The following is a 6,265-nucleotide window of genomic DNA, read 5'->3' on the forward strand; positions in this document are numbered from 1 at the left end:
ACGCCGCAGCCCGCACCCGACAGAATTGGACGAAAGTCCGAAACCAAATGGGCCGCGCTTCTGCGGCTCTTAGAGCCGCGCAGTCCGCCGCCACCCTACGCGGCGGACTGCAATCCTCGCAAGCTCGGTCGCGTCCCCGCTGGCGGCAAACTGTTGTCGCGCCCAGAGAATAGGCCGTGCTTTTGCAACCCGTAGAGTCGCGCAGTCCGCCGCCCCGGCAGGCGGAGGGCTGCATTAACTAAGGTGCGCCGAAGACGCACTTGAAAAGCGGGGCGAACTTTGAGTGGTGGGTTGGACTGAGTTCTTGCGGTTCGCAGAACCGCGCGGGCCGGACGCCTCCCCCTCGGGAGGCCCGCAACACGCCGCTTGCGCGTCGAGAGTTGCTGTACCTCCCGGGCGTCCGATCCGCTTCGGTCGAGCGTGAATAGGGTATTGCTTTGTCGGGTCGAAGCCTGCGGGGCCTCAAACGAGCCTGGCGAGTTGCGGGCCTCCGCGGTCGGAGGCTTCGGCCCGGGTGGTTCTGCGAACCGCAGGTTTCAACTCAAATAGGGTAGAGGCAGCCTGGTTATTTAGGCCGAGGCTGCCATTAAAAGCGTTTATTCCGAGAGGCAACGCAACTGAAAACCGTGCGCCCGATGGCTCGCCCCGTGAGCATCGAAGTATTGCGTGTGGAAACTCAGATCCACACCGTGCATTCCGTTCGTTTCGGAAGACCAACTGAACCCATGCTTGCCGAGACTCATTAGCTCGCCCGTAGTTCTTTCGCGGTAGCCCGGGGCGGTGCCGCTCGGCACTCGAAAGTTGGCCGTGTCTATCCTAGGCAATCGACCTGCCTCGTTTCCCATTTAGGGTAGAGGCTGCCAATAAAACGCCCTGTGGGCGCGTTTATTCCGAGAGGCACCGCAACTGATAACCGTAGCCACGGTAGTCTGCGCTGCCGGGATTGAGCCAAACGGTGCCGATTCCCAGAAACATGCCATCGGTGCCAAGAAACGGATACGCCCAACTATAACCGTAATCGCCCGCACCGCCTATGACTCCCTCTGAACGACCGCGGAAGCCCGGGGCCACCCGCACCGTGCTCGAAACTCGCTCGGTTTCCGAAAATCGCAAAATAATCCTATATTTGCATACCTCTTCACCTCTGACCACGTGAAACGAAAGACCTCCATAGCCTTTTTGAGCTGGGCCTTGTTCCTGCTGCTGGTCGTGCCTTTTGTGCCGCACCACCACCATGCCGGTGCTATGTGCCTGGAGGTCGAACACCGAGTCGGCGGCGATTCCGATCTCGCACATCCCCACGCCGGCCATGACGCCGACGACCGGAGCTCGTGTCTGGAAGAACAACGCTTCGTAGCCGGCGAAGATCATCGGACGACCCCCGATTTTTGGCTGCCGATTTGCGGCGGATGCTGGCATTGTGCTGAATCCCATCGAATTAAGGATATATCCTCTTTCGTCTTTTATGATATCCCCGAAGTGCCCGGCGAAGACCCCGGCACGACGGACGATAAAGGGCGTCGCGGGCCGCCGGTTCTGGTTGCAGCGAGAGGGTAAGAACCCGCCTCCGGAATCGTTTCGGACGAGCCGGAGACAACGCTTCCCCTGTCCCGAGGGAGACCTCCTCCCGTTTTTTCCATTTTTTTGAGATCATTCGATTTCGCCGTCCGCTCCCAGGCAGATATCCCGGAGAGCGGCGCACCGTTCATTATATCACATCGCCATCATGAAGACCCCATCGTCTTTCATCATATCCCTAATCAGCATCCTGTCCGTCGGGATTCTCTCCTGCGGCCACCCCGACCACGACCACCCCGCCGAAAGCGACGCCGACCACCTCCACGCCTCCGCCGACGCCGAAGAAGAAGCGCCCGGGCACGACCATCCCGGCGAAGTCGGCTTCACCCGCGCCCAGGCCACAGCCGCCGGACTCGAAGTCGAGACCGTCGCGTTGGCACCTTTCGCCGCCGTTATTCCCGTCGGCGGCCAGCTCCAGTCCCCCGCCGGCGACGAACAGACCATCGCCGCCCCGTCCAGCGGCATCCTCTACTTTACCGACCCCTCGCTGACCGAAGGCTCCGCCGTGCGTGCCGGCGCGACCCTCGCCTCCGTCTCCGGCGAGACCCTCCTCGACGGCGACCCCGTCCAGCGCGCCGCTCTGAACTTCGAAGCCGCCGAACGCGAATACCGCCGCGCCGAAAAGCTCGCAGCCGACACCCTCCTCTCCGCCCGGGAGTTCGACGCCATCCGCGCCCGCTACGAAGCCGCCCGAGCCGCCTGGCGCGGGCAGGCACAGCGCATGACCGCCCGCGGACTCGCCGTGCCCGTTCCCATGAACGGCTACCTCAAGAGCCGCCTCGTCGGGCAAGGCGAATACGTCTCCGTCGGCCAGCCCATCGCCGTCGTGGGGCGGAACCGTCGGCTGCAACTGCGCGCCGACCTGCCTGAACACGCCTTCCGTTCGCTGAGCGCCATCCGGAGCGCCCATTTCCGCACCGCCTACGACGACACCGTCCGGCGTCTCGCCGACCTCGACGGCCGCCTGGTTTCCGCCGGCCGCGCCTCCGACGGCGCCTACATCCCCCTCGTCTTCGAATTCGACAACCCCGGCGACCTCCTGCCCGGCTCCTTCGTCGACGTCAGCCTGCTCGCCCAGCCGCGCGACAGCGTCCTGACCCTCCCCCTCTCCGCCCTGACCGAAGAGCAGGGCCTTCGGTTCGTCTATCTTCAGATCGAAGACGAAGTATTTAAGAAACAAGAGATTAAAGTAGGGCAGAACGACGGCTCCCGCGTCGAGATTCTCAGCGGGCTCGAGCCCAGCGACCGCGTCGTGACCCGCGGCGCCTATCAGGTGAAACTCGCCGGCGCCTCGGCCGCCATCCCCGCCCACACCCACAACCACTAATCTCCGTCCGTCATGCTCAATAAAATCATCCGATTTTCGCTCGACAACCGCCTCGCCGTGCTTGTCATGTCGGTGCTGCTGCTCGTCGGCGGCCTTTACACCGCCTCGCGGATGGAGGTCGACGTCTTTCCCGACCTGAACGCCCCCACCGTCGTCGTCATGACCGAAGCCCCCGGAATGGCCCCCGAAGAGGTCGAACGCCTCGTCACCTTCCCCGTCGAGACCGCCGTGAACGGATCGCCCGACCTGCGCCGCGTACGCTCCTCCTCCACCACCGGATTCTCCGTCGTTTGGGTCGAATTCGACTGGGGAACAGATATTTACCGTGCCCGTCAGGTCGTCTCCGAGCGGCTCGCCGCCGTGCGCGAGTCGCTTCCGCCCGAGGTCGGCAACCCGACCCTCGGGCCCCAGTCCTCCATCCTCGGCGAGCTGATGTTCGTCGCCCTCACCGCCGACACCACCTCCCTGCAAGAGCTCCGGACGCTCGCCGACTGGAGCGTCCGGCCGCGGCTGCTGGCCGTCGGCGGCGTGGCCCAGGTCGCCGTGCTCGGCGGCGAAGTCAAAGAGTACCAGATACTTCTCTCGCCCGCCCGAATGCGGCACTACGGCGTCGGGCTCGACGAAGCCTACGCCGCCGTGCAGAACATGAACCGCAACGTCTCCGGCGGGATACTGTACGAATACGGCAACGAATACATCGTCCGGGGACTCCTCTCGACCGACGACCCGCAGGCCCTCGGCTCCGCATGGGTCAAACAGAGCCCCGGCGGTCGTCCCGTCCGGCTGCGCGACATCGCCGACGTCCGGATCGGGAACCGCTCGCCCCGCACCGGCGTCGCCTCGTACCGCACCGAACCCGCCGTGATTCTGACCCTCTCGAAACAGCCCCAGGTCGGCACCGTCGAGCTCACCGAGCGCGTCGACCGCGCGCTGGCCGAGTTGCAGCATAGCCTGCCGCCCGACGTTCGCCTTTCGACCGACATCTACCGCCAGGAACGCTTCATCGAGAGCTCCATCGACAACGTCCAACGCTCACTGTACGAGGGCGGTATCTTCGTCGCCGTCGTGCTCTTCCTCTTTCTGATGAACCTCCGGACGACCGTCATCTCGCTCGTCGCCATTCCTGTGGCGCTCGTCGTGTCGATCCTGATGCTGAAGCTCCTCGGGCTGACCCTCAATACCATGAGCCTCGGCGGGATGGCCATCGCCATCGGCTCGCTCGTCGACGACGCCATCGTCGACGTCGAGAACGTCTTCAAGCGGCTGCGCGAGAACCGCGCCCGGCCCTCCGAAGAGCGGCGGCCCGTGCTGACCGTTATTTTCGAAGCCTCGCGCGAGGTGCGGATGCCCATCCTGAACTCCACCCTCATCATCATCGTCAGCTTCGTCCCCCTCTTCTTCCTGACTGGGATGGAGGGGCGGATGCTCGCCCCGCTCGGCGTGGCCTTTATCACCGCCCTGTGCGCCTCGACCCTCGTGGCCCTGACCCTGACCCCCGTGCTCTGCAGCTACCTGCTGGGGAGCCGGCGCGAGAACGGCCGCCTCGAACGCGAACCCTTCGTGGCCAGACACTTGAAGGCCCTCTACCTGCGGATGCTCGGTTGGGCCCTGCGCCACCGGGCGTGGGTGCTCGGGGTGACCGGCGTGGCCTTCGTCGGAGCCGTCGTCCTCTTCGCCGGCCTCGGTCGGAGCTTCCTGCCCCCCTTCAACGAGGGGTCGTTCACCATCAACGTGAGCACCCTGCCGGGGATTTCGCTCGACGAGTCCGACCGGATCGGTCGTCGCGTCGAAGAGACCCTGCTTTCGATTCCCGAGATACAGACCGTGGGGCGCAAGACCGGCCGGGCCGAGCTCGACGAACACGCCCTCGGGGTGAACGACTCGGAGATCGAGGCCCCCTTCGTGCTCGCCGACCGGTCGAAAGAGGCCGTTCAGGCCGAGATTCGCGAGCGGCTCGGCGCGATTCCGGGGATCAACGTCGAGGTCGGCTCGCCCATCACCCACCGCATTGACGCGATGCTCTCCGGGACGCGGGCCAGTATCGCGATCAAGCTCTTCGGGCCGGATTTGAAACGGCTCTACACCCTCGGCAACCGGATTCGCGAGGCGGTCGAGGAGGTCGGAGGGCTGGCCGATCTGAATGTCGAGCAGCAGGTCGAACGGCCTCAGTTACAGATCGAACCGAATCGCGAGATGCTGGCCCGGTACGGGATCTCGTTGCCCGCGTTCGCGCAGCTGGTGAATGTGATGTTGGCGGGCGAGGCGGTCTCGACGGTCTATGAGGGCGACCGTTCGTTCGACCTGACCCTGAAAGTGGACGACGCGGGCCGGGCGACGGCCGATCGGATCGGCGACCTGACGGTGGATGCCGGAGGCCGGAAAGTACCTCTGCGCCAGCTGGCTACGATTCGGTCGTCGATGGGGCCCAATACGATCAACCGCGAGAATGTCTCCCGGAAGCTGGTCGTGTCGGCCAACGTGGCGGGGCGCGATCTTCGGAGCGTGGTGCAGGAGATTCGGCAGGCGATCGATGCGGAGGTCGAGCTGCCGGAGGGCTACCGCATCGAGTACGGGGGCCAGTTCGAGAGCGAGCAGGCCGCTTCGCGCACCCTGCTGCTGACTTCGGTGTTGTCTGTGCTGGTGATTTTCCTGCTGTTGTTCAATCAGTTCCGGAGCGTGAAGCAGTCGGCGGTCATCCTGTTGAACTTGCCGTTGGCGTTGATCGGCGGTGTGTTTGCGGTGTGGGTGGCGGGGGGTGTGATCAGCATTCCGGCGATCATCGGTTTCATCTCGCTGTTCGGCATCGCGACCCGGAACGGGATGTTGCTGATCGCGCGTTATAACGACCTTCGATTGTCGGGGATGTCGTTGATCGATAGTGTGATACAGGGCTCTGCCGACCGGCTGAATCCGATTCTGATGACGGCCCTGACCTCGGCCCTGGCGTTGATTCCGTTATCGTTGGGGGGCGACCTGCCGGGGAACGAGATTCAGAGTCCGATGGCGGATGTGATTTTGGGCGGTTTGTTCACCTCGACCTTTTTGAACGGCTTCGTGATCCCGATCATGTATCTGCTGACGAGCCGTCCCGACCGTTCGCAGGCCGATTGATGGTGGCCGTGTTACTTGGGGCCCCGGCAGCTTAAGGATGCGCAGCATCCGTCGAAAGTTCTTTTTGTTCACAACCGACGTTGCCAGCGCGCGGACAAAGAATTGGGCCGTCGGCGGTTTGAGGATGCGTCAGCATCCGTTTAAAGTTTTTTCGGTTCCTTTTGTTCATAAAAGGAACAGTCCCCTCAAACCAACGCGCGCCACGCCTTAGGAGGGAAATCTTGTCAAAATGCGCTGGCGCGTTTTGAC

At 63.8% G+C, this 6,265-nt stretch carries 6 protein-coding genes; 3 read left to right on the plus strand and 3 right to left on the minus strand.

The window, feature by feature from the left end; all coding sequences use genetic code 11:
• Positions 1 to 596 precede the first annotated feature (596 nt).
• Together Q9S52_RS10245 and Q9S52_RS10720 are read right to left on the minus strand one after the other, a co-directional pair.
• Positions 597 to 824 carry a hypothetical protein gene (locus Q9S52_RS10245; protein WP_304709042.1) on the minus strand — a complete coding sequence of 76 codons (228 nt, stop codon included), beginning with the start codon at positions 822 to 824 and terminating at the stop codon, positions 597 to 599.
• 61 nt (positions 825 to 885) lie between these two features.
• Positions 886 to 1,113, minus strand: a complete 228-nt coding sequence (locus Q9S52_RS10720) for a hypothetical protein (RefSeq protein WP_370649013.1) — start codon at positions 1,111 to 1,113, stop codon at positions 886 to 888.
• A gap of 132 nt (positions 1,114 to 1,245) precedes the next feature.
• Between Q9S52_RS10720 and Q9S52_RS10725 the strand changes: the two genes are divergently transcribed.
• The 3 genes from Q9S52_RS10725 to Q9S52_RS10260 all read left to right on the plus strand — a co-directional run bounded on the left by Q9S52_RS10725 (position 1,246) and on the right by Q9S52_RS10260 (position 6,016).
• Positions 1,246 to 1,557 (plus strand): hypothetical protein, encoded by a 312-nt coding sequence (locus Q9S52_RS10725; RefSeq protein WP_370649014.1) that lies wholly within the window; start codon positions 1,246 to 1,248, stop codon positions 1,555 to 1,557.
• Between the two features lie 169 nt (positions 1,558 to 1,726).
• On the plus strand, positions 1,727 to 2,905 hold the full coding sequence (locus Q9S52_RS10255) for an efflux RND transporter periplasmic adaptor subunit (RefSeq protein ID WP_304709044.1): 1,179 nt from the start codon (positions 1,727 to 1,729) through the stop codon (positions 2,903 to 2,905).
• A 12-nt stretch (positions 2,906 to 2,917) separates the two neighbouring features.
• The gene (locus Q9S52_RS10260) at positions 2,918 to 6,016 is read left to right on the plus strand and encodes an efflux RND transporter permease subunit (protein WP_304709045.1); all 3,099 of its coding nucleotides are present in this window, start codon (positions 2,918 to 2,920) and stop codon (positions 6,014 to 6,016) included.
• Positions 6,017 to 6,047: 31 nt separating this feature from the next.
• Here the strand turns inward: Q9S52_RS10260 and Q9S52_RS10265 are convergent.
• A partial coding sequence (locus Q9S52_RS10265) for a hypothetical protein (protein ID WP_304709046.1) occupies positions 6,048 to 6,265 on the minus strand: 218 nt, incomplete at its 5' end.

The organism is uncultured Rikenella sp. (assembly GCF_948810725.1).
Taxonomy (GTDB): domain Bacteria; phylum Bacteroidota; class Bacteroidia; order Bacteroidales; family Rikenellaceae; genus Rikenella.